The sequence below is a fragment of the Streptomyces sp. NBC_01298 genome, from assembly GCF_035978755.1.
Taxonomy (GTDB): Bacteria; Actinomycetota; Actinomycetes; order Streptomycetales; family Streptomycetaceae; genus Streptomyces.
The window spans coordinates 4,862,830-4,887,700 of record NZ_CP108414.1; the positions used below are offsets into that span (position 1 = coordinate 4,862,830).

The following is a 24,871-nucleotide window of genomic DNA, read 5'->3' on the forward strand; positions in this document are numbered from 1 at the left end:
GTGGCCGCCGCTTCGGGCGCGAAGGGGTGGGCGCAGCGCGTAGCCTTTTGGATGTGGGTCGCGTGTTTGCGGCCGTTTTCGCAGGTAGCGGCGTCGCGGGCCGTGGCTTTTGCTGCGGCAGTCAAGTCTTGGAGGATGTTGTGCGTTTGCAGGTAGTGGATCACCCCTTGGTGGCGCACAAACTCACCACTCTGCGCGACAAGCGCACCGACTCCGCCACCTTCCGGCGGCTCGCCGACGAGCTGGTGACCCTGCTCGCGTACGAGGCCACCCGGGACGTGCGCACCGAGCAGGCCGACATCGTCACCCCGGTCGGCCCGACCACCGGCGTGAAGCTCTCCTACCCGCGGCCGCTGGTCGTACCGATCCTGCGCGCCGGTCTCGGCATGCTCGACGGCATGGTGCGGCTGCTGCCGACCGCCGAGGTCGGCTTCCTCGGCATGGTCCGCAACGAGGAGACCCTGGAGGCCTCCACGTACGCGACGCGCATGCCGGAGGACCTCTCGGGCCGCCAGGTCTACGTGGTGGACCCGATGCTCGCCACCGGCGGCACGCTCGTCGCGGCGATCAAGGAGCTCATCAAGCGCGGTGCGGACGACGTGACCGCGGTGGTGCTGCTGGCCGCGCCGGAGGGCGTCGAGGTCATGGAGCGCGAGCTGGCCGGCACGCCGGTGACGGTGGTGACGGCCGCGGTGGACGAGCGGCTCAACGAGCAGGGCTACATCGTGCCGGGGCTGGGCGACGCGGGCGACCGCATGTACGGCTCGGCGGAGTAGCGGAGTATCGGCGCAAGCTCGAAGAAGCCCGGCCTCCCCCAGGGGTAGGCCGGGCTTCTTCATGCGGTCAGCACTTCTTGGCGGGCGCGGGCTGGGGGTTGGCCAGGGCGGCGAGGGCCTTGTCGGCGTCGGCCTTCGGCGTGAGCGTCTGGAAGGCGTCGCCCAGGATCAGGTCGATGTCCGCGGTCTCGCGGGCGTCGGTCTGGTGGGTGGCGCCGGCGAGGTTGGTGCCGAGGACGGAGAAGGCGGCCTTGTCCGTCTGCGGCGAGCCGACCAGTATCCCGGCGCCCGGGACCTTCTTGTCGAAGTCGGCGGGGGCGTTGCCGACCTTGCCGATGGCGAAGCCGCGGCTCTTGAGCTCATCGCCCACGGCCTTGGCGAGGCCCGCGCGCGGGGTCGCGTTGTAGACGTTGACCGTGATGCCGCCGGGCGCCGGGAGGACGACCTTCGGCGCGGCGGCGGGGGTGGCGGCGGAGCCCGCCTTGGGCGCGGGGGTGGCGCAGTCCTTGGCCGCGGCGGCGGTCTTGCGTTTGTCGGCGTCACCGCCGAACACGTCGATGAGCTGCACGGCCCCGTAAGCGATCAGGGCGAGCCCGATGATCGATCCGAGCACCACGAGGACGATCCGGCGGCGGCGTCGAGGGCGGGTCATGCGGGGGTAAGCCGCTCCCGTGACCTTGTACTTTCCGCCCATGCCAGGGGGAGTGAGCATGCTCATGTGCGCAGCGTAATGCCGACCGCTGCCGATGCCCACCGAATCATCTGTTGATAGGGCAAGGCTGACCCGAAAGGCGCAACCGGGACCTATCCGACACCGGCCGGAGCGGGTCAGCCCAGTTCGAGGACGCGCGCGTGCAGGACCTGGCGCTGCTGGAGCGCGGCCCGGACGGCGCGGTGCAGACCGTCCTCCAGGTACAGGTCGCCCTGCCACTTCACGACATGGGCGAAGAGGTCCCCGTAGAAGGTCGAATCCTCGGCGAGCAGCGTTTCGAGGTCGAGCTGGCCCTTGGTGGTCACAAGCTGGTCGAGCCGGACCGGGCGCGGGGCGACATCCGCCCACTGACGGGTGGTTTCCCTGCCGTGGTCGGGGTACGGCCGCCTATTTCCGATGCGCTTGAAGATCACACGGAAAGCCTACCGGGCAGGGGCCTGCGGGCGCAGCCTTGCGATGACGGTGCAAAGGTGGCGAATAGTGCTATTTCGGGAGTGATATATGAGTCAGAGCACCGACCCCGCGTCCCCTGCCGAGTCCCCTTCCCCGTCCCCCGCCCCGTCCCCTGCCGACTCCCCCGCCGGCCGGATCGCCGCCGGGTACGCCTTCACCGGACCCGCGCTCGATCTGGGGGCCCTGCTCTGGGACGGGGCCTGCCTGCCGGAGCATCAGATCCGCATCCCGCTGTCGATGCTCAACCGGCACGGCCTGGTCGCGGGCGCCACGGGAACCGGCAAGACCAAGACGCTGCAGCTCATCGCCGAACAGTTGTCGGCCAACGGCGTCCCGGTCTTCCTCGCGGACATCAAGGGCGATGTCTCGGGCATCTCCGCCCCCGGCGCGGCCAACGAGAAGATCGGGGAACGCGCCAAGGACGTGGCCCAGGAATGGGAGGGCGCCGGATTCCCCAGCGAGTTCTACTCGCTGGGCGGGATCGGCCCCGGAATCCCGCTGCGGTCCACCGTGACGAGCTTCGGCCCGGTCCTGATGTCCAAGGTGCTCCAGCTCAACCAGACGCAGGAGCAGTCACTGGGGCTGATCTTCCACTACGCCGATACCAAGGGCCTGGAGCTGATCGACCTCAAGGACCTGCGGGCCGTCGTCGCCTTCCTCGTCTCGGACCAGGGGAAGCCCGAGCTCAAGGGCATCGGCGGACTCTCCACGGTGACCGCCGGAGTGATCCTGCGGGCGCTCACCGCCTTCGAACAGCAGGGAGCCGCGGAATTCTTCGGCGAGCCCGAATTCGACACCAGTGAATTCCTCCGGACGGCGGCGGACGGGCGCGGACTGGTCTCCGTACTGGAGCTCCCGGCGGTCCAGGACAAACCGCAGCTCTTCTCCACTTTCCTGATGTGGCTGCTGGCGGACCTGTACACCGACCTGCCGGAAGTCGGTGATCTGGAGAAGCCCAAGCTGGTCTTCTTCTTCGACGAGGCGCACCTGCTGTTCAACGGGGCCTCGAAGGCCTTCCTCGAAGCCATCACGCAGACGGTCCGGCTGATCCGATCCAAGGGCATCGGCGTCTTCTTCGTCACCCAGACCCCCAAGGACGTGCCGGCCGACGTGCTGGCGCAGCTCGGCAACCGGGTGCAGCACGCCCTGCGCGCCTTCACCCCGGACGACGCGAAGGCGCTGAAGGCGACGGTGAAGACCTTCCCGAACTCCCCCTATGACCTGGAGGAGCTGCTGACCCAGCTGGGGACGGGCGAGGCGGTGATCACGGTGCTCAGCGAGAACGGCGCGCCGACCCCGGTGGCGGCGACCCGGCTGCGGGCCCCCCGGTCGCTGATGGGGCCGATCGACGCGGCCGCGCTGGACCAGGCGGTGAAGTCCTCGCTGCTCTACTCGCGCTACGCGGAGCCCATCGACCGGGAATCGGCGTACGAGAAGATCAGCGCCGAGCAGGCGGCGGCGGAGGCGGAAGCCGAGGCGGCGGCCGCGGCGGCGGAGGCCGAGAAGCAGGCGAAGGCGGCCGCGAAGGCCGCTCCGAAGCCGGATCCCTCGCTGGCGGAGCAGGTGGTGGGCAGCGGGCTCTTCCGCTCCCTGGCCAGGTCGATCGGCACGCAACTGGGCCGCGAGATCTCCCGGTCCATCTTCGGCACGGCCAGACGGCGCCGCTGACCCCGCACCGGGGCCCCCGCACCGGGGACACCGCACCCGGGACACCGCACGCCGGAATGCGTACCTGAGGCCCCGTCCGGCCTGCGAGACTCGGAGCATGCGGACCGAACTCACCGATACGACCTCCAGCAAGGTCAACCGGGCCCTGCTCGACGCGCGACGGGCCATCGGGAGCCCCACGATGGGGCTCGTGCTCAACCTCCTCGTCGCCACGGACGAGGAGAACGCCTACGACGCCGTCCGCGCGGCCTCCGAGGCCTCGCGCGAGCACCCCTGCCGGATCATCGCGGTGATCAAGCGCACCGCGCGCGGCTCGCACCGGCTGCGTCAGAACCGGCTCGACGCGGAGCTGCGGGTCGGCGCCGACGCCGGGTCCGGGGAGATCGTGCTGCTCCGGCTGCACGGGACGCTCACCGAACACGCGGGCTCCGTGGTGCTCCCGCTGCTGGTGCCGGACGCGCCCGTGGTGGCCTGGTGGCCCGCCGAAGCCCCGGACGCGCCCGCCCGGGACCCGCTGGGCGCGCTCGCGCAGCGCCGGATCACGGACGCCGAGGCGGCCCCCGACCCGGTCGCGGCGCTCGACGCCCGGGCCGGCGCCTACGAGCCCGGGGACACCGACCTGGCCTGGACCAGGGTCACCCCGTGGCGTTCGCTCCTGGCCGCCGCCTTGGACCAGAAGCCGCTCCCGGTGACGGGCGCGGCCGTGGAGAGCGAGCCCGGCAACGCGAGCTCCGAGCTGCTGGCCCGCTGGCTGGAGGACCGGCTGGGCGTGCCCGTGGAGCGGGTGGCGACCGGGGGCCCGGTCATCACCCGGGTCCGGCTGACGACCTCCGCCGGGGAGATCCGCGTGGACCGCCCGGACGGTGTCCTGGCCACCCTGCTCCTGCCGGGCAGCCCCGACCGCAAGGTCGCGCTGAAGATCCGCAGCAGCGCCGAGCTGATAGCGGAGGAACTGCGAAGGCTCGACGCCGACGAGATCTACGCTTCGGCGCTGCGCTTCAGGCGGCCGGCCCAGGCGTCGCTCTCCGCGTAGTGGTTGTCGTAGACGGGCTGGCTGTCGATGATGTCCTGCACCGTGGCCTCGCCGGCCCGGACCCGGCCGAGCAGCCGGTAGTAGTCGAAGCGGCCCATGCCGGGGGTGAAGCCGACGAAGACCTCGGCCGTACTGTCCGCGGCCGGGGCGAAGGCGTGCTTCACGCCGGGGGGCACGGCGAGGAAGTCGCCCTTGGTCAGGGTGTGTATCTCGTCGCCGAGCAGGACGTCGAGCGTGCCGTCCGTGACGTGGAAGAACTCGGTCGCCTTGGTGTGGAAGTGCACCGGGGCACCCGCGGCGCCGACCTCGAAGGTGGCCGTGTTGCAGGTGAGCTCGGCGGTGTCCGTCAGGAGCGTGATCAGGCTGCCGGGGCCGTCGGAGATGATCTCGGCGGTGGCGGCGCGGGTCAGGTTCTCAGTCATGATCACGAGCTTATAGGCCGGGTCTGACAACGGGCCCGGCACTCGCCCGAACGGTCAATTCCGCTTGCCGTCACCGGTATTGGCCGCTTTCCCGGTCGTCGTGGCCGCCTTCGCGGCGGCCTTCGCCTCCTGCTTGTGCGCCCGCACCTTGGCCAGCGATTCCGGGCCCGTGATGTCCGCCGCCGACCGGTAGACGTTCGCCGGCCCGTACCCGCCGGCCGCCTCGCGCCAGCCGCGCGGCCGCACCCCGAACCGCTTGCCGAGCAGCGCCAGGAAGATCTGCGCCTTCTGCTCCCCGAAGCCGGGCAGCGCCCGCAGCCGCGCCAGCAGCTCGGCGCCGGTCCCCGCGTCGGTCCACACGGCCGCCGCGTCCCCTCCGTAGTGCTCCACCAGGTACGCGCACAGCTGCTGCACCCGCTTCGCCATCGCGCCCGGGTAGCGGTGCACGGCCGGTTTCTCGGAGAGCAGCGCGGCGAAGGCCTCCGGGTCGTAGGCGGCGATCGCGTGCGCGTCCAGGTCGTCGGAGCCCAGCCGCCGGGCGATCGTGTAGGGCCCCGAGAACGCCCATTCCATGGGCACCTGCTGGTCCAGCAGCATCCCGACCAGTGCGGCGAGCGGGCTGCGCCCGAGCAGCTCGTCGGCCTCCGGCTGCTGGGCGAGACGGATGGTGACGCTCTTGTCCTTGTCGTCCATGGCTCCAGGGTCCCGCGCGCGGGCGCTCCCCGCGCGATTGTCGGGGCCCCCGCCTAGCGTGTGTACCGAGACGGGTCACGTCGTACACGACACAGGAGTCGATCGATCATGGCTGAGTTCACGGAAGGCGCGCCCTGCTGGGTGGACGCGATGTTCTCCGATCTTGAGGGCGCGAAGACCTTCTACGGCGACGTGCTGGGCTGGACCTTCGGGGAGTCCAGCAGCGAGTACGGGAACTACACGCAGGCCTATTCGGACGGCAAGGCCGTCGCGGCCGTGGTGCCGCCGATGCCCGGGGCGGAGGGCCAGTCTCAGTGGTGCCTCTACCTCGCCTCGCCCGACGCGACCGCCACGGCGGCGAAGATCAAGGCGGCCGGCGGCGAGGTCCTGATGGAGCCGATGCAGGTCGGCTCCTTCGGCACGATGGCCATCGCGAAGGAGCCCAGCGGCGCCGTCTTCGGCGTCTGGCAGCCGGGCGACCACAAGGGCTTCGAGAAGTCCGGAGAACCGGGCGCGTACTGCTGGGCCGAGTTCTTCTCGCGCGACGTGGCCAAGCCGGACGCGTTCCTCCCGCGGGTCTTCCCGTACGGGACCCGGCAGATGGACCTCGGCGACGACCCCGAGGCGGCCGGCATGGACTTCAAGGTCTTCAGCCTGGGCGGCCCGGAGAACCCGGTGCTGGGCCGGATGAACATGGGCACCGACTTCCCGCCGGAGATCCCCTCGTACGTCCAGGTCTACTTCGCCGTCCCGGACTGCGACGAGGCGGTCGCGAAGACCCAGGCCCACGGCGGCAAGCTGCACTTCGGCCCGATGGACAGCCCCTTCGGGCGCTTCGCGGCGGTGGCGGACCCGCAGGGCGCGGCGTTCGCCGTGATCGACATGGCGAAGACGGTCGGCGAGATGCCGAAGTTCGCCTGACGAGACGACGAGACGACGAGACGACGAGACGACGAGACGGCGGGACGGCGGGACGGCGGTGCGGGCCCCGCCCTACAGGCCCAGGCTCGGCGGCGACAGCGCGCCGAACCACACGTGCGTGACCGCGCTGACGTAGCGCGCCCCGCACCGGTCCGAAGGGACCACCAACTGCGCACCCGTCTCGTCGAGGTCCTCACCGTCGAGGCGGGTCGCCAGCAGCACCGGGCTCGCGCCGAAGTCGGCGTCCAGCTCGGCCCAGGACAGCATCGAATGGTGTCCGTCCCCGCCGGTCACGGCGAGCAGGAACCGCGAGCGGTCCTTGCGACGGCGGGCGTCGAAGGCCGGGCCGGCGTCCGCGATGACCTCGCGGAGCAACGGGCCCTCGAACACGTGGTGCTGCGGCCCGTTCGTCGCGCAGTCGAACGTGACCGCGGCCCGGTGCTGTGCCCAGTCCCGAAGGTCCGCGACGCTGAGCGCAACCGGGTGGTCCAGGTCTCCGTGCAGCATGAGTTTGGCCATGGCTCACTCATGCCCGGCACGAGGCTGTCCAGAACCTCATCTGCAAGGTTGGTGACATGATATGAGCCGCAACTGTGCCCATGTTTGTCGTATCTGCCTGGCAGATCGTGCGACCTTCAGGATCGCCCCCCGCCCCCCGCTTCGTGGATCTTCTGCCAGACCACGTCCCGCGTCACCGGCAGCTCCGTGAAGCGGATCCCCGTCGCGTCCCGCAGCGCGTTGGCGAAGGCGGGGGCCACCGGGTTGAAGGGGCTCTCGGACATGGACTTGGCGCCGAGGGGGCCGATCGCGTCGGAGGTTTCCATGAAGTGGACCTCGGTGCGCGGGACATCGGCGTACTGCGGGAGGCGGTAGCGGCGGAAGGCGGCCGTGGTGACCTCCCCGCGCTCGTCGACCCGTACGGTCTCGAAGAGGGTGGCGCCCAGGGCCTGGGCCACGCCGCCCTCGACCTGGCCGCGGCACTGCATCGGGTTCATGACCTTGCCCGCGTCGGCCGCGTGGACGCTGCGCAGGATCCTCATCTCGCCCGTGCCGGGGTCGACCGCGATCCGGAACCACTGGGCGTTGAAGGCCACCGAGCGCGGGGAGCCGCCCCAGTGGCCGTCGGCGGCGGTCTCCTCCAGCTCGCCCTTGTCGTACGCGGCCTCGTAGAGCTCCTTGAGGGTGACGACCCGGCCCGCGCAGTCGAAGGCCTCGGCGGACAGCTCGCACAGGTGCCGGGCCACGTCCGTGTGGCGGGCGGCGAAGGTTTTGAGCCGCTCCGCGAGCGAGTCGGCGGCCAGCAGTACGGCCTTTCCGGCCACCACCGTGCCGGCCGAGCCGAAGGCGCCGGTGTCGTGGCGGACGACGTCGGTGTCGGACTGGCGGACGGTGATCCGGTCGACCGTGGTGTTCAGGGCTCCGGCGGTGATCTGCCGGTGGACGGTGGTGGTGCCGTTGCCGAACTCCGCCGTGCCCACCGCGATGTCGTACGTCCCGTCCCGCAGCAGGCTGACCCGGGCGTCGGCGTAGTGGCCGCCGGGCGGACCGGTCGCGATCATCGCGACGGCCGTGCCCGTGCCCGTGAGCCAGCCCTCGGGGACGTCCTCGTGGCTGCGGTCCTCGGCGATGGCCTTGCGGACGACGTCCATGCACTGCTTCATCCCGTAGGAGGCGATGAAGAGGTCCTCCTCGTGACCGATCGGGGTGACCATGGGGTCGCCGGGGCCGATGACGTTCTTCTCGCGCAGTTCGAGCGGGTCCATGCCGAGCCGGACGGCGAGCTCGTCCATGACCGATTCGAGGGCGAAGAGGACCTGGCCCAGGCCGTAGCCGCGGAAAGCGCCCGCCGGTACCCCGTTGGTGTAGACGGAGTACGCCTCGACCTCCTTGTTCGGCGCCTTGTACACCGCGAAGGACTCGCCGACGCTGTGGAACATGACGGCCGGGCCGTGGTTCCCGTAGGCCCCGGTGTTGGACACGACCCGGATCCTGAGCGCCGTGAGGGTGCCGTCCGCCTTCGCCCCGATCTTGATGGTGATCTTGAAGGGGTGGCGGGTGGTGGCGCCGTAGAACTGCTCGGCGCGGGTGAATTCGAGCTTCACGGGGCGCCGCAGCTTCAGGGCGGCGAGGACCACGATGTCCTCGGTGAGCATTTCCTGCTTGCCGCCGAATCCGCCGCCCACGCGGCCGGCGACCACACGGACCTCGTCCTCGCCCAGGTCGTAGAGGGCGCACAGCGCCCGCCGGGTCAGGAACGGCGCCTGGGTGGAGGAGCGGACGGTGATGCGCTCGCCCGGGGAGCCGTCCTCCTTGGGTTCGAAGTACGCGACGCTGCCGTGGGTTTCGAGGCTGGCGTGCTGCACGCGCTGGGTCAGATAGGTCTCCTCGTGGACGACGTCGGCCTCCGCGTACCCCTGCTCCATGTCGCCGAGGGTGTGGTGGACCTCGCCGCACACGTTGTTCTCGGCGCGGAAGATGCCTGACTCGGGTCCCTTGGGGTGGAGGACGGGCGCGCCGGGCAGCATCGCCTCCTCCGGGTCGATGACGTACGGGAGTTCCTCGTACGTGACCACCACGCGCCGGCAGCCCTCCTCGGCGGCCTGCTCCGAGTCGGCGACGACCGCGGCGACGCGCTGGCCGACGAAGCGGACCACGTCGTCCAGGACACGGGTGTCCATCGGGTCCTCGGTGGGGTGCTCGTGGCGGGCACTCGAATAGAGCCGGTCAGGGGCGTCGTGGTGGGTGAAGACCGCGTGCACGCCCGGGACCTGGAGGGCTTCGCGGGTGTCGATGGAGACGATCCGGGCGTGCGGGTGCGGGGAGCGCAGCAGCTTCATGTGGAGCAGCCCGGGCACCTCGACGTCGAAGGTGTAGCGGGCCGTGCCCGTGACCACCTGGGGGCCGGCCGGCGCGCCGAGGGATGTACCGACGGCCTGACCCGCCTCGGGGGTTTCGACGTGCTGCACGCCGCGTACGGCGTCCTCGATGGCGCGGTAGCCCGTACAGCGGCAGATGTTGCCCTTGAAGGCGCGGGGGAGGTCGTCGAGCTTGCCGTCGTCATGGGCGGTGCCCCGCTCCGCCTGGAGGGCGGAGGTGGTCATCAGGAACCCGGCGGTGCAGAAGCCGCACTGGAAGCCCTGGGCGTCGAGGAACCGCTGCTGGACGGGATGGAGCTCGCCGCCGGGCGAGCAGAGTCCCTCGACGGTGGTGACGGAGCGCCCCTCGGCGCGGACGGCCGGGTAGAGGCAGCTGTGGACCGGTTGCCCGTCGACGTGGACGGTGCAGGCGCCGCAGTCGCCCTGGTCGCAGCCCTTCTTCACGCCGAACCAGCCGCGCTCGCGGAGGTAGGTGCGCAGGCACTGGCCGGCGCGGGGCTCCTCGGTGAAGTGCTGCTCGTTGATGTCGATCCCGTAGCTTCCGCCGCTCATCGCCGTTCCTCCGGAGCGTCCGCGTCCGTCAGTTCGCGGCGGACCTCCTCCGCCAGGCGCAGGCCCATGTGGCGCCGCCAGGCGGGCAGGCCGTGGATGTCGTCGTACCACTCGTCGGGCCGGACGGTGTCGTCGATCGCCCGGCGCAGCTCGGCCGCCGTGGGCGGCAGTGCGAACCAGAAGCGGAAGGGGCGGGTGGTCGCGGCCGACACGGTGACGGCGAGCGAGCCGTCCCGGGGGTCGTGGGCGCCGATGACGAGGGCGCCGGAGCGGCCGAGACCGTAGAGGGAGGCCTGCCGGAAGGCCGTACGGGAGTCCAGGGCGCGGGCGGGCAGCCGCACCGAGCGCAGCAGCTCTCCGTCGCGCAGGTCCTTGGCGCCGGCTCCGCGGATGAACTCGGTGACGGGCAGGCGCCGGGTGGCGCCGTCCTGGCCCTGGAGGAGGAGCGTTCCGTCGAGGGCGGCGGTGAGGGAGATCATCGGGCCGGCGGGGAGGCCGTTGCAGAGGTTGCCGCCGACGGTCGCCATGTTCCAGATCTTGAAGCTGGCCAGGAAGGCCCGGCAGCACTGCTCGAAGAGAGGTGCGGCCGTGGCGGGCAGGGTCCGGGCGAAGCGGGACAGCTCGGTGATGGTGCAGGTGGCGGCGATGTCGAGGGAGCCGTCGGGCAGCCGGGACAGCGGGGGCCAGCCCATGCGGGAGAGATCGACGAGACGGCGGACGTGGGGCTGGGGCTCGGAGAAGAGGTACGTCCCGCCGCCGAGCCAGGCGTCACCCGGACGCCAGGGTTCGCGGCGGCGTGCGTCGCGTACGTCGAGCACCGTGTTGAGGTCCATTTCCCGCCATCCTTTCCGTCTTCCGTCGTTTCGGCCGTTCGGCTCCTTCAGTGAAACAACGGGCCGGGCGCCGGGACGACTGGTCCCTGGCACGGAAAAACACCAGGGCCGACGGGGCCTCCCTGGTGAATCATCCAAGAGGCTGTTCGAGTGGTTGCCCTTGCATTTACCATGGCAACCCTCATATTCGCCTCGCGATTGTGGGCTGCCACCCGCCGCAAGGAGTCCCCACCATGCACGTCCTCGACCTGCTCCAGTCCGACAACCTCGGCCTCACCCTGCTGTGGGGCGAGCAGTCCCTTCTCGGCCAGGAGGTCAGCGGGGTGACCGCCATCGACCTGGAGGACCCGGGCCGGTTCCTGGGTCCCGGAGAGCTCGTGCTCAGCGGCCTCGTGTGGTGGCGTCCGGGGGCATCGGCCGCCGCCAGGACCGACCGCTTCGTCGCGGCCCTCGCCGACGCCGGAGCACGGGCCCTGCTGGCCGGCGAGGAGACCCACGGAGGGCTGCCGGAGGAGCTCGTCGCCGCCTGCCGGGCCCACCGGATGCCGCTCGTGGCGGTCCCCGCGCGGACCAGCTTCCGAGCCGTCACCGAAGCGGTGTACCTGCGCCAGTGGGGCGACCTCAGCAGGCGCCCCACCCGGCACTTCGCGCTGCCCGAGAACGTGCGCGCCGAGCTCAGCCGGCTCCTGGAGGGCGGGGCCGGGCCGGCGGAGCTGCTGGACCGGGCGTGCGCGCACCTGGGCCGGCTGCCCTGCTACCTGCTGACCGCGAGCGGCCGCACGGTGGCCCGTACCCCGTCGGCGCCCCCGATCCCGGCGCGGCGGGCCGCCTCCGCCGCCAAGGGCGGGGTCTCGCTGGGGGTGGAGAGCGAGAGTTCCCCGTACGACGCCTGGCTGCTGCACGTCCCGGACGCGGACGCGGCGCCGCCCCGGGTGCTCCACGAGATCGCCGAGGTGTTCGCGCAGTACCGCGACGGCCGGGCCCGCCGGGCGGCCGCGCGGCGGGCCGCCGCGGGGGACCTGCTCGGCCTGGTGGCGGCCGAGGCCGAACCGGACCTCCTCGGCGCCGCGCTCCATGCGGCGGGACTGCCCGCGGGGGGCCCGTACCGCGTGGTGACGGCGACCGACGGGGACGCGCTGGCGGAGGCGCTGGGGCACCTGGAGGGCGCCCGATGGGCGGCGGGTCCGGGCGGGGCGGTGCTGTACGAGGGCCCGGCCGACGGGGGCGGTGCGGACGCCCCGGATGGCGCGGGCGACGCGGCCGATGCCGCCGGGGCGGCCACCACCCGCCTCACCGACCGGCTGCGCGCGGTGTGGCCGCTGCTGCGGGCGTGCGCCGAACCGGGGACCGACCTGCGGCTCGGCGTGGGCGCGCGGACGGCTTCGGCCGAGGGGCTACGCGCGTCACTGTGCCAGGCGAACTTCGCGCTGACGGCGGCGGACGCGGAGGTCGCGGTCCGCGGGGTCGAGCAGCTGGACACCCTCGCCGAACTGCTGTCGGGGGTCCCGCCGGAGGTCCGGGGGGTGTTCGGGGCGCGGACGCTGGGCTCGCTCGGGGACGGGATGCTCAGGGAGACCCTGGAGGTGTTCCTCGCGAACAACTGCTCGTGGACGCGCACGGCGGAGGCGCTGCACCTGCACGTGAACACGGTCCACTACCGGATCGAGCGCGTGGAGGCCCTGACCGGCCGCGACCTGTCCCGCCTCGACCACAAGCTGGACCTGTACGCGGCACTGCGCTGCTAGTGGGAGCAAAATGCTCCTAACGGGGCAAAGAGCTCAATTGGCGTAGCGTCGTAGTCGTAGTCGTAGTCGTAGTCGCAGTCGCAGTCGCAGTCGCAGTCGCAGGAGCGACCGGAAATGTGAAAGAAGGGTGCCGCCGATGTCCGTCCCGTCCGCCCAGCCCGAACCGCTCACCCCTCCCGCCCCGCCCGCGCTCCCCCTCCTCGTCGGGTTCGACGGTTCGCCCCGGAGCGTCGCCGCCGCCCGCTGGGCCGCCCGTGAGGCCCTGGCGGCCGGGGCGCCGCTGCGGCTGCTCCACGTGGGCCAGGCCTGGCCGACCGTCCAGCCGATCTCCATGGAGTTCCAGCCCGTGCTCGGCGCGAGCGAGCACGTGGCGAGGACCGCGCTGGCGGCCCTCGCCGAGGAACTCCGCACCACCCACCGGGGCCTGACCGTCGAGACGGCCACCGCCGAGGGCGGACCCGGCAACGAGATCCCGCGGGCGGCCGCCCAGGCGGACGCCGGGCTGATCGTGCTCGGTGCGAGCGGCGAGGACCGCCACGTGCTTCCGCGGCTCGGCTCCACCGCGCTGCACGTCGCGGGGCGCGCCGAGGTCCCGGTCGTCCTGGTACGGGACCCCGTCGCGCGCGCACCGCACGGACGCGGGGTCGTCGTCGGGGTGGACCCGGCGGGCGACCACGGCGCGGTGCTCGACTTCGCGTACGCCTGGGCCGCGCGGCACGCCCTCCCGCTGCGCGCGGTGCACGCGGCGGCGTCGGGCCCGGCGGCGCCGGAGCCGCTCGAAGCGGCCGTGGCCGCGGTCGGCGCGCGCTACCCACAGGTCCGGGCCGAGTGCGTGACCCGCTCCGGCGACCCGGCGAAGCTCCTGCTCGAAGAGGCCGCCGAGGCCGACCTCCTGGTCGTGGGGCGCCGCCACCACCGCCCCCTCCACGGCATGGGCCCCACGGACCACGCGGTGGCCCACCATGCCCACAGCCCGGTGGCCCTGATCCCCCACGGCTAGCCGGCGTTTCCCCCTCCGTGGAGGCGGTCCGCCGTCGCTACTTCTCGGCCGTCGGGCCGTACCACTGGAGGGCCTGACCGGTGACGGCTGCGATGCACTCGAAGTCGCGGTCGCGGTGCAGGAGGGTCAGCCCCTGCAGTTCCGCGGTCGCGGCGACGATGAGATCCACGGCGCCCGCGTTGCGGTGCTGCCCCCGCCGGGTCAGCAGCTCCTGCACCTGCCAGGCCCGGTCGTAGGCGCGGTCGTCGATCGGCACCCAACCGAACAACAGGCGCATGTCCTCGATCCCGCGGATCCGGTCCTCGGCGGACCGGGCGCCGTAGAAGAACTCCAGCTCGGTGATCGGGCAGGTGGCGATGAGCCCGGCTGCCGCCGCCTGGTCCCAGCCGTACTGTTCCGAGTCGCCCCGCATGAGGCGGGCCAGGGCACTCGTGTCGATGAGGAATTGGGCAGCGCTCACCGCCGGTAGTTCCCCTTGTCGTCAAAAAGGTCCAGGTCGAAGGCGCCATCGGTGGCAGCCGCACGGAGACGTGTCAGGGCGAGCGCTCGGCGTCGGGTTTCCAGCACCTCGCGCAGGGCGGTGTTGACCGTGTCCCTCTTGGTGCTGGTGCCAAGGGCCTGGGCGACGTCGGCAAGCAGCTCATCGTCGAGATCAATCACGGTTCTACTCACGAGGCACCTCCGTTGATATCAACTCGGATGCCGATTATATCTTCGAAGGTATCTGCCGGGGAACCCTCGCGGGACGTACTCACCGCCGCAGCAGCACGATCACCGACCCCCACATCGTCAGCAGTACGTTGCCCAGCGCGTACGGGACCGTCGTCCCCAGGGCCGGGATCTGGCTGCGGGCGCGTTCCGTCAGGGCGCCGAGGGCGGCCGTCGTGGTCTGGGCTCCGGCCAGGGCGCCGAGCAGGATCGGGAGGGGGAGGCGCTGCACGAAGTGCCCGTAGGCGAATCCGGCCAGCAGTGGCACGGTCGTCACGGCGGCGCCCCAGAGCAGCAGCGGCCAGCCGGCTTCGCGCAGGCCCGGCACGAAGCTCGGGCCGGCGTTGAGGCCGACGACCGTGACGAACACGCACAGCCCGAGCGTGCCCATCAGCCACTGCGCCGCGGACGGCAGGTTCCCGTACGTGGGGTACTTGCTCCGGATCCAGCCGAAGACCAGCCCCATCAGCAGCGCCCCGGTGGAGGTGGACAGCGACAGCGGAGCCCCGGCCGCGTGCAGCGCCGGGATGCCGAGGCAGCCGCCGAGGAAGAGCCCGAGCGCGATCCACACCATGTCCGTCGCGAAGCTGGTCGGCACCGGCTTGCCCAGCGCCGCCGCGGCCGCCTCCACCCGGCTGCGCGGCCCGGTCAGGACCAGGGTGTCGCCCCGCTCCACGGTGCTGTCGAGGCGGACCCGCAGGTCGGCGCCGGCCCGCCAGTGCTCGTCGACGAAGACGCCCCGCATGAACTCCTCGTGGCGCAGGGTGCGGATGGTGCGGCCGCTGAGGTTCCGGTCGGTGATGACCACGTGCAGGGACTCGGTGCGGTAGGCGAGCAGCTCGAAGTCGTCCGTCTCCATCCCGATGTGCGTGCGCGCGTCGTACGCGACGAGGTCGCCGCGGACCGCGCTGACGGCCAGGACGTCCCCGATCTCGACGCGGGTGTCCGCGGTGTGCTCCAGGATCTTCCCGGCGCGGCGCAGCCGGGTGATGTAGAGCCGCCGGCCGGCGGCCTTCTGCTCCGCCTCGAAGTCCCCGATCGTGCGCCCGGCGAAGGCGGCCACGTCGACGGCGTACGCGCGCAGCACGTGCTTGTAGTAGCCCTCCCCGGCGTCGGGGTCGTCCTCGGCGGCCTCCAGGTCGGCGGCGAGCACGGCGCTCTCCTCCGCGAGGTCCCGGCGCAGCAGGCGCGGCAGGATCCCGGCGAGGAGCAGCGCGGGCAGGACCGTACCGAGGGGGTACGTGACCGCGTAGGCGACGGCGATCAGATGCGACTGGTCCCGGGCCTCGGCCGCGCTGACGCCGGGCAGGTGGGCGATGGCGTCGGAGCCGACGCCGATGACGGCGGACTGGGTGAGGCCGCCGCCGAGCAGGCCGGCGGAGAGGCCGGTCCCGTAACCGGCGAGGGTGGCGAAGGCCCAGGCGGAGGCGAGTCCGGTGACGCAGACGATGAGGGCGAGGACCACCTGGGGGAGGCCGTCCTTGCGCAGGGCGCGGAAGAACTGCGGGCCGACGTCGTAGCCGAGGGCGAAGAGGAACATGAGGAAGAAGACGGACTTGATCGGACCGTCGATCTCGACCTTCGCCTGGGAGCCGATGACCAGGCCGGCGACGAGGCATCCGGTGACGGCGCCCAGCGCGATGGACTTGTACCGGACGCGGCCGAGCAGGAAGCCGACGGCGATGGTCAGGAAGATCAGCAGCTCGGGGTAGGGCTGGAAGATCTCGTCCCGGAGCCAGTCCATCCACACCTCCTCGGCCGTCTCGGGAAACGGTATGTGCCGGTATGCCCGCCCGCACGTTCAGGGCGATGCCCTGATCCGTCGGCCGGGCCCACCGGCCGGAGGCGGGGTCAGCGGGCGACCCGCTCGGCGAGGTACTGCTCCCAGGTGCGCCGGCCGAGCGCGTGGCCGGGGGCGGTCAGGTGGCCGGCGCGCCAGGCGGCCCCGATCCTGCCGGGGACCCGGACGGGGAGGACCGGGCGGCGCTTGCCGGCGGCGCGCAGCCAGTCCCTGGCGAGGCCGGCGGCCGGGTACACGGTCGGGCCGGCGAAGTCGGGTACCCGGCCGGCCGGCTCGCCGAGGGCCAGCTCGACCAGCCGGTCCGCCACTTCGCCCGGGTCGACCGGCTGGCAGTGGGTGCCGGACGGGACGAGGACCACCGGGAGCTTGGACAGGGCGCCGAAGGCGAGGTCGAGGAGCGCGGGGAACTGGGTGGCCCGCAGGTTGGTCCAGCCGATCCCCGAGCCGGCGAGCAGTTTCTCGCCCTCCAGCTTGACCCGGTAGTACGGGTAGGGGGTCCGGTCGACGCCGACGATCGAGATGTTGACGACGTGCTCGACCCCGGCCCGCTTCCCGGCGTCCAGCAGGTGCCGGAAGCCGGGGAGGTCGTTCGTGAAGTGCCGGATGTCGCTCGCGCAGTGGATGACCGTGCCGACGCCCGCGAGCGCCTCGTCGAGTCCGGCGCCGGTGGTCAGGTCGCCGGTGCGCCAGTCGGCCCCCGCGTCGTCCGGGAGCGCGGTCCCGCGCGTGAGCGCACGGACCGGGCGACCGGTGCGGCGGACCCGCTCCAGCACCTCGCGGCCGAGCATGCCCGTCGCCCCGGTCACCATGATCGTGTCGTTCTTCATCAGTCCCAGCCTTCCGAATCCGCGCTTGCCGTCACGGATGAAGACCGGCGGGTCAGCCGTTCTGTGACAGCTCCCGGAGCTGAATCGCGAGGAAGGCGAGTTTGTCCGGGTTCAGGACGAGCCGGACGCCGGTGATCCCGCCCTCGCCGAACTCCAGCGCCCCGAAGGCGGTCAGCTCGCCGTCCGCCCAGCCGACCACTGCCGGAACGCCGTTCACCTCGGCGAAGGAGATCCGCGCGCCGTTGACCCACCGTGCGAAGAGACCGGCCAGGAAACGGGCCGCGTTGTCCCGCCCGGCCACCGGCCGGCTCGCCGCGCTCGCCTTGCCGCCGCCGTCCGACCAGACGACCACCTGCTCGGAGAGCAGCTGCTCCAGCTGGTCCATCGCGCCCTCGGACGCGGCGGCCAGGAACCGGGCGAGCAGCTCGTCGTCCCGCTCCCGCGAGGTGGTGAACCGGGGCCGCCCGTCGGCCAGGTGCTGCTTGGCCCGGCGGTAGAGCTGGCGCGCGTTCGCCTCGGAGCAGTCGAGTACGCCCGCGATGTCCCGGTGGGAGTAGTCGAAGGCGTCGCGCAGCACCACGGCGGCCCGCTCGGGCGGCGACAGCCGCTCCATCATCGTCAGTAGGGCGAACGACACCGAGTCCCGCTGCTCGGCGGTCTCCATGGGTCCCAGCACCCCGGCGCCGGTCCCCACCGGCTCCGGGATCCAGGGCCCGAAGTACTCCTCGCGCCGCACCCGGGCGGAGGTGAGCCGGTTCAGGCACAGGTTGGTGACCACCTTGGCCAGCCATGCCCCCGGCGCCACCACCTGCTCGCGTTCGGCCCCGTGCCACCGCAGGTACGCGTCCTGTACGGCGTCCTCGGCCTCGGCTGCCGAGCCGAGCATCCGGTAGGCCAGCGAGAACAGCCGTGGTCGGTGGGCCTCGAACTCCTGTGCCGTGTCCATGGCCCCACGCTAGGCGCGGGCCTCCGGCGGACCCCCGGCAGGCCGCTACGCGAGCCCCGTGAGTTCCGTGTATTCCCTGCGCTCCGCGCGTTCCGTCAGCAGGCCGAGCACCTGTCGGGGTGTCCAGTGCCCGGCCGCGCCCGGGCAGGCGGACAGGTAGTCGGCGATCTCCCGCTCCGCCCACGGTCCCGACTCCAGCAGGCCGGACGCCAGGTGCCGCAGGTACGCGGCCGACGGCACGAGCGGCTCGACGTCCCCGACGGACCACGGTGCGGTGAACGTCAGCACGGGGATGCCCTCGACCGTCCCCGGGCAGACCAAGGTCTCGTACCGGCCGCCGCCCGCCTCGTCGCGGCCGTGGCGCAGCACCCTCGCGAGGTCGAGGTCCGCTCCCGGTTCCCGGTACATCTCCTGTGCGGCGATGTCCGACAGCTGGCTCACGGTCAGGAGGTGGGCCCGCCCCAGCAGGCGGCCCGGCGCCGACGGGTCGTAGAAGCCCCTGCCTCCCTTCCACACCGGGGACTCGGTGGCGAAGTAGAGGCACCCGGCGAGCCGGACGGCGATGGACCGCTCCGGTGCCCGGCGGTCCCGGCAGCCGGGATACGAGCGCGCCGCGCCGGGCGGCGTTCCGCCGGCGATGTAGGCGGCCAGCCGGCCCATGTGCATGTTGGACCCGTACGAGGCGTACCAGACCCGGCCGTGAACGGCCGGAGCCTCGACACCGAGCGGAACGGCGGTGTGGACGACCATGCGGTTCCTCGCCTGGGGGACCGTACGTGCGGAGAAAGTCGAAGAGCCCCGCTGCAAGCAGCGGGGCTCTTCGACTTATTGCCCGGTGAGAGCAATGGCGGAGGATACGAGATTCGAACTCGTGAGGGGTTGCCCCCAACACGCTTTCCAAGCGTGCGCCCTAGGCCACTAGGCGAATCCTCCGGGGCAAACAATACAAGACGTTGAGGGGTGCTCGCGAACGTGATCGTCGGGAGCCCATGGCGGGGGTCCGGGCGGGGGTCCGGGCGGAGATGCGGGTCGGGGTGCGGGTCGATTCCGGGGCCCCGCATCCGCTAGGGTGGGGCCCAGCCCCTCACGTGGCGCTATCTCACCCAACTCCCCCAGGGCCGGAAGGCAGCAAGGGTAAGTGGGCTCTGGCGGGTGCGTGGGGGGCGCTTTGCGTTCCCGGAACGGGTCGGGCCGGCCGGGCCGCTCAGCGGGAGCGCGCGCGGAGCACGGTGGACCGGGCGGGTCTGCGGGCCACCGTTGTCGGTGCGCCCGGATAACCTCGTATACGTGTCGTCCCTTGCGCTGTACCGCCGCTACCGCCCCGAGTCGTTCGCCGAGGTCATCGGGCAGGAGCATGTCACTGACCCGCTGATGCAGGCCCTGCGCAACAACCGGGTCAATCACGCGTACCTGTTCAGCGGGCCGCGAGGCTGCGGCAAGACCACCAGCGCGCGCATCCTCGCCCGCTGCCTGAACTGTGAGCAGGGCCCCACGCCCACGCCCTGCGGCGCATGCCAGTCCTGCAAGGACCTCGCGCGCAACGGGCCGGGGTCCATCGACGTCATCGAGATCGACGCCGCCTCGCACGGTGGTGTGGACGACGCCCGTGACCTGCGCGAGAAGGCCTTCTTCGGCCCCGCCTCCAGCCGGTACAAGATCTACATCATCGACGAGGCGCACATGGTCACCCCGGCGGGCTTCAACGCCCTGCTGAAGGTGGTCGAGGAGCCGCCGGAGCACCTCAAGTTCATCTTCGCCACGACCGAGCCCGAGAAGGTCATCGGGACCATCCGGTCCCGGACGCACCACTACCCCTTCCGGCTCGTGCCCCCGGGCACCCTGCGGGACTACCTCGGCGAGGTCTGCGGCCGCGAGGGCGCGCACGTCGAGGAGGGCGTGCTGCCGCTCGTCGTGCGCGCCGGCGCCGGATCCGTCCGTGACTCCATGTCCGTCATGGACCAGCTCCTGGCCGGCGCCGCCGACCAGGGTGTGACGTACGCCATGGCCACCTCGCTCCTCGGGTACACCGACGGGACCCTCCTGGACGCCGTCGTGGACGCGTTCGCCGCCGGGGACGGGGCCGCGGCCTTCGAGATCGTGGACCGGGTGGTGGAGGGCGGCAACGACCCGCGCCGCTTCGTCGCCGACCTGCTGGAGCGGCTGCGCGACCTGGTGATCCTGGCCGCCGTGCCCGACGCCCGGGAGAAGGGGCTCATCGACGCCCCGAACGACGTGGTCGAGCGGATGCAGGCCCAGGCCTCCGTGTTCGGGGCCGCCGAGCTGTCCCGCGCCGCCGACCTGGTCAACACCGGGCTCACGGAGATGCGCGGAGCCACCTCGCCGCGGCTGCAGCTGGAGCTGATCTGCGCCCGCGTGCTGCTGCCCGCGGCCTTCGACGACGAGCGTTCCGTGCAGGCGCGGCTCGACCGGCTGGAGCGCGGCGGCGCGGCCCAGGCCGCCGCCGCCTTCGCCCCCGCCCCCGCCATGGGCTACGTACCCGGGCCGGAGGCCCACGCCATGGCCCCCGCGGCCGTACGGACCCCCGCGCAGCCGGCTCCGGCGCACCAGGCTCCCGCCCCCGTGCACCAAGCCCCGGCCCAGGCCCCGGTCGCGGCCCCGGCGGCCCCCGTGGCCCCGCCCGAGCCGGTGGCCCCGGCCGCCGCCGCTCCCGGCGCCTGGCCCGGCGCCGCGCAGCCCGGCGGCGGCGCCCCCGGTGCCTGGCCCGGCGCGGCCACCCCCGGCGTCCCCGCGGCCCCGGCTCCCGCCCCCGCCCCGGCCGCCGCCCCCGCCGCGGGTGCCTGGCCCGGCGCGGCCACCCCCGGCGTCCCGGCCGCCCCCGCGGCTCCCCCGGCGGCGCCCGCGGCCGTCCAGGCCTCCGCTCCGGCGGCGCCCGCCGCCCCGAGCCCCGGCATGGCCGCCGGCGCCGGGCAGATCCAGGCGATGTGGCCGGCCGTCCTGGACGCCGTCAAGAACCGCCGCCGCTTCACGTGGATCCTGCTGAGCCAGAACGCCCAGGTCGCCGGTTTCGACGGCACGACCCTCCAGCTCGGCTTCCCCAACGCCGGAGCCCGCGACAACTTCGCGAGCAGCGGCAGCGAGGACGTCCTCAAGGCGGTGCTCGCCGAGCAGTTCCAGGTCACCTGGAAGATCGAGGCCGTGGTCGGCGGGGGAGCCCAGCCCATGGCCCCGGTGTCCGCGTCCTCCTACGGGGCTCCGCCCGCGCCGGCCTCCAACCAGCCGCCGGCCCAGCAGGCACCGCAGCAGCAGCCCCAGCAGTCGTACCAGCAGCAGCCCCAGCAGCCGACGCAGTCCCAGCAGCCGCAGCAGTCGTACCAGCAGCACCAGTCCCAGCAGCAGCACCAGCCGCCCACCCACCAGGCGCCCCCGCCGGTGGCCCCCGAGGACGACGTCGCGGAGGCCGACGACCCGGACCTGGTCGACACCGCGCTGAGCGGACACGACCTGATCGTGCGCGAGCTCGGAGCCACCGTTGTGGAGGAATATACGAACGACTAGGGGGTCCGACTTGGGTGCCCGCACGAAGGGCATCCGGTAACGCGGGCTAGTCTTCTTCGCGTGAAGGTCCTCGTCATCGGCGGCGGCGCCCGCGAACATGCCCTGTGCCGCTCTCTGTCCCTCGATTCCGACGTCAACGCGCTGTACTGCGCTCCCGGCAACGCCGGCATCGCCGAGGTGGCCGAGCTCCGCCCCGTCGACCCCCTCGACGGCGAAGCCGTCGCCCGCCTCGCCACCGAGCTCCGCGCCGACCTGGTCGTCGTCGGCCCGGAGGCCCCGCTCGTCGCCGGCGTCGCCGACGCCGTCCGCGCGGTGGGCATCCCCGTCTTCGGCCCGTCCGGCGAAGCCGCGCAGCTGGAGGGCTCCAAGGCCTTCGCCAAGGACGTGATGGCCGCCGCCGGCGTCCCCACGGCCCGCAGCTACGTGTGCACCACCCCGGAAGAGGTGGACGAGGCCCTCGACGCCTTCGGCGCCCCGTACGTGGTCAAGGACGACGGCCTCGCCGCCGGCAAGGGCGTGGTGGTCACCGACGACCGGGCCGCCGCCCGCGCCCACGCGCTGGGCTGCGACCGCGTGGTCATCGAGGAGTTCCTCGACGGCCCCGAGGTCTCCCTCTTCGCCATCACCGACGGCGTCACCGTGCTGCCGCTCCAGCCCGCGCAGGACTTCAAGCGCGCGCTCGACGGGGACGCGGGTCCCAACACCGGCGGCATGGGCGCGTACTCCCCGCTCCCCTGGGCCGACCCGAAGCTCGTCGACGAGGTCATGGCCTCCGTCCTCCAGCCGACCGTGGACGAGCTGCGCCACCGCGGCACCCCCTTCTCCGGGCTGCTCTACGCCGGCCTCGCGATCACCTCGCGCGGGACCCGGGTCATCGAGTTCAACGCCCGCTTCGGCGACCCCGAGACCCAGGTGGTCCTGGCCCGGCTGCGCACCCCGCTCGCCGGCGTGCTGCTGGGCTCCGCCAACGGCACCCTGGACGCCCTGCCCCCGCTCAGCTGGCGCGAGGACGCGGCCGTCACCGTGGTCATCGCCTCCCACAACTATCCGGAGACCCCGCGCACCGGGGACCCCATCACGGGCCTGGCCGACGTGGCCGAGCAGGACGCCCCGCACGCGTACGTCCTGCACGCGGGGACCCGCACCGAGGGCGACGAGGTCGTCAGCGCCGGCGGCCGCGTGCTGTCGGTGACGGCGACCGGTTCCGATCTGGCGGAGGCCCGGGACAGGGCGTATAAGGCGGTCGCGCGGATCGGGCTCGACGGCTCGCAGTACCGCACGGACATCGCGGCGAAGGCGGCCGAATCCCGCTGACCGGCGGCATTCAGGCGGATTCCACGGAAGCGGGCCCGGTGCGCACTCGGTGCGGCCGGGCCCGCGCGCATGCTCGCGTGCGACTGCATCCGGCCGCGTTCGAACGCACCCAGCTTTACCCAAAGCCATTCCATCGGGTGATCGTCACCCGGACTGCCTGACGTCCGCCTCCGCCCCAACTATGGTGCGGCGCAAGCATTCCGGCTCTCATTCCGGCACATGGCCCACCGGCATTGCGATGTCAGTGGCTGGTGTCACAGTGGGGGAGTGAGCAACGCCGCCGCATGGCAGAGGGGGTGAGGTCCGGCCGTGTCCGGAACCGGTTCGATCGCTGAAGTGGGTACGCCGTCCGCGCGTTCCCGTGCCTTGGCCGTGCTGCGTGTGCGCAGCAGGGCACTGGCCGTCGGGCTGCTGCCCGCCGCCGTGGCCGTGGTGCTGGTGAGCGCCCGTACGACGGGCCGGCTCGCCGGTGACCCCTGGCCGGCCGTGACCCTGGCCGTGTGCGCCGTCGCCGCGTTCGTCCTGCTCGTCGGCGGGATCTTCGCCGCCGTCGTGCTGCGGGCCGGCCCCGCCATGACCCCGACCGTGCCGCTGTCGGAGTCCGCGGCCCCCGATCTCTACCAGCTCGTACGGGACCTGGCGGACCGGATGGACGTTCCGGCGCCCTCCGCGATAGCCCTGACCCCCGACTGCGACAGCTGGCTCGAGGACCGCACGCACCCGGCGCACCGCCGTGCCCGCGGCCGCGCGCTCATATCGGGCGGGGCCGCCGGAGCGGGCGGCCCGGAGTGCGAGCCCGGCGCCGCCCCGGTGCTGGTGATCGGCTCGCCGTTCCTGTGGTGGATGCGGGTCGCCGAGCTCCGCGCCGTCCTCGCGCCCGTCGTCGCCGGTACGGGACCCTCCGCGCACCCGGACATAGCCGACGCGCGCGGATTCGTACGGGGCCTGGACGCCGCCGTGGACGTGGGCGGCCGGCGCTTCCTCGGCTGGATCGCCGCCCCCGCACGGCTGCTGCTGCGGCTGTGCCGGGTGGACGCCGCCGAGATGGAGCGCGGGGTGGCCGCCGCCGCCTCGGACCGTGCACAGGGTGTGGACTACGCGCTGCGGATCGTCGCCCAGGAGCAGGTCGGGCTGGCGTACGCCGGCTGGGACCGGCTGCTGACCCGCGTCGCCCTGCCCGCCTGGCGGATGGGCCGCTGGCCCGCGCACCTGGACGCGGGCGTCGTCTCCGCGCTGACCGAGCTGTCCCGGCGCGACCGGCTGGCCGACGGGTTCACCTCCCGGCTGGGCGAGCGCCCGGCCTGCGATCTGCTGGACCAGCCGGGTGCGGTGGACGAGGCCGCCTCGCTGCTGGCCGCGCGGCTGTTCCACGGCGGTCCCGCCGAGGCCGGGCCGGACTGGTCGCCGGTGGACTGGGCGGCCTATCCGGAGGAGGTCGTCGACCGCAAGTGGCGCACGGAGGCGGCCCGCCTGCTGGCCGCCCTGGACGCGCTGTCCGCTGCGCCGGGCCCCGCCGCCTCCACGGTGGAGCGGGTGCTGACCTATCTCGCTGCCGACGCCGCCACCGACGCCGACGCCCTGGCGGGCCGGCTGAGTGGTGACCTGGCGCGGGAGGCCGTACCCGCCGCGTCGGCCGCCGCCGCGGGAAGCGGGGCCGACGCGCTGCCGCTGTTCCCGCTGGAGGCCCCGCGCAGCGGGCGGGACCTGCTGGCGGACCACGTCGTGGCGCTGGTGTGCTGCGCCGCGGTCGACTCCGCGGGAGGCGAGCCCGGGCTGGACTGGCTGGACGGGCCGGTCCTGCTGGTCGCCGGGGTGCGGCGGGCCGATCTCGCCGGACCGGTGCTCTCGCTCGTGGAGGACCGGGACCCCGGCCCGCTCCGGGACTGGCTCGCGGAGGTCGGCGTACGCCCCGAGAAGCCGGTCCGCCTGGTCTAGGCCCGAGACGGGCCTGGACCTCCGGCCCCACCGGCCCCGTCAGCCTCGCCGGCCCCGCCGGCCCCCCTGGTACCGGGTCCGGGCCCCACCGGGATCCCCGTTGAAGTTTTCGCGACGAACGGTGACGGAGTGCGTGCGTT

The 24,871-nt window shown here is 72.9% G+C and carries 22 protein-coding genes, 1 tRNA gene and 1 other RNA gene; 10 read left to right on the forward strand and 14 right to left on the reverse strand.

Annotation, left to right across the window (positions count from 1 at the left end):
- Nucleotides 1-140: 140 nt before the first annotated feature.
- Nucleotides 141-776 carry a uracil phosphoribosyltransferase gene (gene upp, locus OG730_RS22025; protein ID WP_327305852.1) on the forward strand — a complete coding sequence of 212 codons (636 nt, stop codon included), beginning with the start codon at nucleotides 141-143 and terminating at the stop codon, nucleotides 774-776.
- 67 nt (nucleotides 777-843) lie between these two features.
- On the opposite strand, the gene OG730_RS22030 is transcribed toward upp, so the two are convergent.
- Both OG730_RS22030 and OG730_RS22035 read right to left on the reverse strand, forming a co-directional pair.
- Nucleotides 844-1,494, reverse strand: a complete 651-nt coding sequence (locus OG730_RS22030; protein ID WP_327305853.1) for a LytR C-terminal domain-containing protein — start codon at nucleotides 1,492-1,494, stop codon at nucleotides 844-846.
- A gap of 110 nt (nucleotides 1,495-1,604) precedes the next feature.
- Nucleotides 1,605-1,901 carry a type II toxin-antitoxin system VapB family antitoxin gene (locus OG730_RS22035; protein ID WP_112446725.1) on the reverse strand — a complete coding sequence of 99 codons (297 nt, stop codon included), beginning with the start codon at nucleotides 1,899-1,901 and terminating at the stop codon, nucleotides 1,605-1,607.
- An 88-nt stretch (nucleotides 1,902-1,989) separates the two neighbouring features.
- Here OG730_RS22035 and OG730_RS22040 point away from each other — a divergent pair, with 88 nt between their 5' ends.
- Both OG730_RS22040 and opcA read left to right on the forward strand, forming a co-directional pair.
- Nucleotides 1,990-3,609: a helicase HerA-like domain-containing protein gene (locus OG730_RS22040; RefSeq protein ID WP_327305854.1), complete on the forward strand. Its 1,620-nt coding sequence runs from the start codon at nucleotides 1,990-1,992 to the stop codon at nucleotides 3,607-3,609.
- A gap of 97 nt (nucleotides 3,610-3,706) precedes the next feature.
- Nucleotides 3,707-4,642: a glucose-6-phosphate dehydrogenase assembly protein OpcA gene (gene opcA, locus OG730_RS22045; RefSeq protein ID WP_327305855.1), complete on the forward strand. Its 936-nt coding sequence runs from the start codon at nucleotides 3,707-3,709 to the stop codon at nucleotides 4,640-4,642.
- On the opposite strand, the gene OG730_RS22050 is transcribed toward opcA, so the two are convergent.
- Both OG730_RS22050 and OG730_RS22055 read right to left on the reverse strand, forming a co-directional pair.
- Nucleotides 4,588-5,064, reverse strand: coding sequence for a cupin domain-containing protein (locus tag OG730_RS22050; RefSeq protein ID WP_327305856.1), 477 nt, complete (start codon nucleotides 5,062-5,064; stop codon nucleotides 4,588-4,590). The genes opcA and OG730_RS22050 overlap by 55 nt on opposite strands.
- 54 nt (nucleotides 5,065-5,118) lie before the next feature.
- Nucleotides 5,119-5,757, reverse strand: a complete 639-nt coding sequence (locus tag OG730_RS22055) for an HhH-GPD-type base excision DNA repair protein (protein WP_327305857.1) — start codon at nucleotides 5,755-5,757, stop codon at nucleotides 5,119-5,121.
- A gap of 108 nt (nucleotides 5,758-5,865) precedes the next feature.
- Here OG730_RS22055 and OG730_RS22060 point away from each other — a divergent pair, with 108 nt between their 5' ends.
- Entirely contained in the window at nucleotides 5,866-6,678 is an 813-nt protein-coding gene (locus OG730_RS22060; RefSeq protein ID WP_327305858.1) for a VOC family protein, read from the forward strand.
- 72 nt (nucleotides 6,679-6,750) lie between these two features.
- Here OG730_RS22060 and OG730_RS22065 read toward each other — a convergent pair whose 3' ends face one another.
- From OG730_RS22065 to OG730_RS22075, 3 genes are all read right to left on the reverse strand, one after another.
- Nucleotides 6,751-7,197 (reverse strand): molybdopterin-dependent oxidoreductase, encoded by a 447-nt coding sequence (locus OG730_RS22065; protein ID WP_327305859.1) that lies wholly within the window; start codon nucleotides 7,195-7,197, stop codon nucleotides 6,751-6,753.
- Nucleotides 7,198-7,313: 116 nt separating this feature from the next.
- The gene (locus OG730_RS22070) at nucleotides 7,314-10,106 is read right to left on the reverse strand and encodes a molybdopterin-dependent oxidoreductase (protein WP_327305860.1); all 2,793 of its coding nucleotides are present in this window, start codon (nucleotides 10,104-10,106) and stop codon (nucleotides 7,314-7,316) included.
- Nucleotides 10,103-10,939, reverse strand: coding sequence for an FAD binding domain-containing protein (locus OG730_RS22075; protein ID WP_327305861.1), 837 nt, complete (start codon nucleotides 10,937-10,939; stop codon nucleotides 10,103-10,105). Before OG730_RS22075 ends, OG730_RS22070 begins: the two co-directional genes overlap by 4 nt.
- A 233-nt stretch (nucleotides 10,940-11,172) precedes the next feature.
- On the opposite strand from OG730_RS22075, the gene OG730_RS22080 reads away from it, so the two are divergent.
- Nucleotides 11,173-12,684, forward strand: a complete 1,512-nt coding sequence (locus OG730_RS22080; protein WP_327305862.1) for a helix-turn-helix domain-containing protein — start codon at nucleotides 11,173-11,175, stop codon at nucleotides 12,682-12,684.
- Between the two features lie 136 nt (nucleotides 12,685-12,820).
- Nucleotides 12,821-13,684 (forward strand): universal stress protein, encoded by an 864-nt coding sequence (locus tag OG730_RS22085; RefSeq protein ID WP_327305863.1) that lies wholly within the window; start codon nucleotides 12,821-12,823, stop codon nucleotides 13,682-13,684.
- A 37-nt stretch (nucleotides 13,685-13,721) separates the two neighbouring features.
- Here OG730_RS22085 and OG730_RS22090 read toward each other — a convergent pair whose 3' ends face one another.
- The 7 genes from OG730_RS22090 to OG730_RS22120 all read right to left on the reverse strand — a co-directional run bounded on the left by OG730_RS22090 (nucleotide 13,722) and on the right by OG730_RS22120 (nucleotide 18,899).
- Nucleotides 13,722-14,144 (reverse strand): PIN domain nuclease, encoded by a 423-nt coding sequence (locus OG730_RS22090; protein ID WP_327305864.1) that lies wholly within the window; start codon nucleotides 14,142-14,144, stop codon nucleotides 13,722-13,724.
- The gene (locus OG730_RS22095) at nucleotides 14,141-14,356 is read right to left on the reverse strand and encodes a type II toxin-antitoxin system VapB family antitoxin (protein WP_327305865.1); all 216 of its coding nucleotides are present in this window, start codon (nucleotides 14,354-14,356) and stop codon (nucleotides 14,141-14,143) included. The genes OG730_RS22090 and OG730_RS22095 overlap by 4 nt, the downstream gene beginning before the upstream one ends.
- Before the next feature lie 79 nt (nucleotides 14,357-14,435).
- Nucleotides 14,436-16,136, reverse strand: coding sequence for an aspartate-alanine antiporter (aspT, locus tag OG730_RS22100; RefSeq protein WP_327305866.1), 1,701 nt, complete (start codon nucleotides 16,134-16,136; stop codon nucleotides 14,436-14,438).
- 107 nt (nucleotides 16,137-16,243) lie between these two features.
- The gene (locus OG730_RS22105; RefSeq protein ID WP_327305867.1) at nucleotides 16,244-17,020 is read right to left on the reverse strand and encodes an SDR family oxidoreductase; all 777 of its coding nucleotides are present in this window, start codon (nucleotides 17,018-17,020) and stop codon (nucleotides 16,244-16,246) included.
- 52 nt (nucleotides 17,021-17,072) lie between these two features.
- Nucleotides 17,073-17,966, reverse strand: coding sequence for an RNA polymerase sigma-70 factor (locus OG730_RS22110; RefSeq protein WP_327305868.1), 894 nt, complete (start codon nucleotides 17,964-17,966; stop codon nucleotides 17,073-17,075).
- A 45-nt stretch (nucleotides 17,967-18,011) separates the two neighbouring features.
- Entirely contained in the window at nucleotides 18,012-18,716 is a 705-nt protein-coding gene (locus OG730_RS22115; protein ID WP_327305869.1) for a histone deacetylase, read from the reverse strand.
- 95 nt (nucleotides 18,717-18,811) lie between these two features.
- Nucleotides 18,812-18,899, reverse strand: a tRNA-Ser gene (locus OG730_RS22120).
- 142 nt (nucleotides 18,900-19,041) lie between these two features.
- Here OG730_RS22120 and ffs point away from each other — a divergent pair.
- The 4 genes from ffs (at nucleotide 19,042) to OG730_RS22140 (ending at nucleotide 24,731) form a co-directional block, all read left to right on the forward strand.
- An RNA gene (ffs, locus tag OG730_RS22125) (signal recognition particle sRNA small type) lies at nucleotides 19,042-19,140 on the forward strand.
- Between the two features lie 113 nt (nucleotides 19,141-19,253).
- Nucleotides 19,254-21,482: a DNA polymerase III subunit gamma and tau gene (locus tag OG730_RS22130; protein ID WP_327305870.1), complete on the forward strand. Its 2,229-nt coding sequence runs from the start codon at nucleotides 19,254-19,256 to the stop codon at nucleotides 21,480-21,482.
- A 60-nt stretch (nucleotides 21,483-21,542) separates the two neighbouring features.
- A complete protein-coding gene (gene purD, locus OG730_RS22135) occupies nucleotides 21,543-22,796 on the forward strand; it encodes a phosphoribosylamine--glycine ligase (RefSeq protein WP_327305871.1) in 1,254 nt (417 codons plus the stop codon).
- A 309-nt stretch (nucleotides 22,797-23,105) separates the two neighbouring features.
- Nucleotides 23,106-24,731 (forward strand): hypothetical protein, encoded by a 1,626-nt coding sequence (locus OG730_RS22140; RefSeq protein ID WP_327305872.1) that lies wholly within the window; start codon nucleotides 23,106-23,108, stop codon nucleotides 24,729-24,731.
- Nucleotides 24,732-24,871: the final 140 nt, after the last annotated feature.

Coding starts and splice junctions, on each gene's coding strand:
- OG730_RS22115 (WP_327305869.1), bottom strand. CDS start 18,716: ATGGTCGTCCACACCGCCGTTCCGCTCGGTGTCGAGGCTCCGGCCGTT.
- OG730_RS22085 (WP_327305863.1), top strand. CDS start 12,821: ATGTCCGTCCCGTCCGCCCAGCCCGAACCGCTCACCCCTCCCGCCCCG.
- OG730_RS22055 (WP_327305857.1), bottom strand. CDS start 5,757: ATGGACGACAAGGACAAGAGCGTCACCATCCGTCTCGCCCAGCAGCCG.
- opcA (WP_327305855.1), top strand. CDS start 3,707: ATGCGGACCGAACTCACCGATACGACCTCCAGCAAGGTCAACCGGGCC.
- OG730_RS22060 (WP_327305858.1), top strand. CDS start 5,866: ATGGCTGAGTTCACGGAAGGCGCGCCCTGCTGGGTGGACGCGATGTTC.
- OG730_RS22050 (WP_327305856.1), bottom strand. CDS start 5,064: ATGACTGAGAACCTGACCCGCGCCGCCACCGCCGAGATCATCTCCGAC.
- OG730_RS22075 (WP_327305861.1), bottom strand. CDS start 10,939: ATGGACCTCAACACGGTGCTCGACGTACGCGACGCACGCCGCCGCGAA.
- OG730_RS22105 (WP_327305867.1), bottom strand. CDS start 17,020: ATGAAGAACGACACGATCATGGTGACCGGGGCGACGGGCATGCTCGGC.
- OG730_RS22070 (WP_327305860.1), bottom strand. CDS start 10,106: ATGAGCGGCGGAAGCTACGGGATCGACATCAACGAGCAGCACTTCACC.
- OG730_RS22065 (WP_327305859.1), bottom strand. CDS start 7,197: ATGGCCAAACTCATGCTGCACGGAGACCTGGACCACCCGGTTGCGCTC.
- aspT (WP_327305866.1), bottom strand. CDS start 16,136: ATGGACTGGCTCCGGGACGAGATCTTCCAGCCCTACCCCGAGCTGCTG.
- OG730_RS22110 (WP_327305868.1), bottom strand. CDS start 17,966: ATGGACACGGCACAGGAGTTCGAGGCCCACCGACCACGGCTGTTCTCG.
- OG730_RS22030 (WP_327305853.1), bottom strand. CDS start 1,494: ATGAGCATGCTCACTCCCCCTGGCATGGGCGGAAAGTACAAGGTCACG.
- OG730_RS22040 (WP_327305854.1), top strand. CDS start 1,990: ATGAGTCAGAGCACCGACCCCGCGTCCCCTGCCGAGTCCCCTTCCCCG.
- OG730_RS22080 (WP_327305862.1), top strand. CDS start 11,173: ATGCACGTCCTCGACCTGCTCCAGTCCGACAACCTCGGCCTCACCCTG.